This window comes from Neobacillus mesonae, from assembly GCF_023715155.1.
In the GTDB taxonomy this organism is placed as follows: domain Bacteria; phylum Bacillota; class Bacilli; order Bacillales; family Cytobacillaceae; genus Neobacillus; species Neobacillus mesonae_A.
The window spans coordinates 1-246 of record NZ_JAMBNQ010000167.1 but is presented as its reverse complement, the minus strand read 5'-3'; the positions used below and the strand labels follow the sequence as shown (position 1 = coordinate 246).

Here is a 246-nt window from a genome sequence, read left to right as displayed (position 1 = left end):
AATTAAAGAAGAAGTTGTGGATAGTAGTGTTTTAGCTTTAATTGTACAGTTCTTAAAATCGGGAATCTTAGAGAATGGTGTTGTTTACGAGAATGATAATGGCAGTCCTCAGGGTGGTGTTATTAGTCCGCTCCTAGCGAATATTTATCTTCACCCACTTGATGACATGATGATGGAAAGAGGTCACCGCATTACAAGGTATGCAGATGACTTCGTCATCTGTTGTAAATCTCAAAAAGGGGCAGA

The 246-nt window shown here is 39.0% G+C and carries 1 protein-coding gene; it reads left to right on the top strand.

Features of this window, described 5'->3' with window-relative positions; all coding sequences use genetic code 11:
* Positions 1-16: 16 nt before the first annotated feature.
* Positions 17-246: reverse transcriptase domain-containing protein (locus M3183_RS27005; RefSeq protein WP_251475131.1), on the top strand; the 230-nt coding region annotated here is incomplete at its 3' end.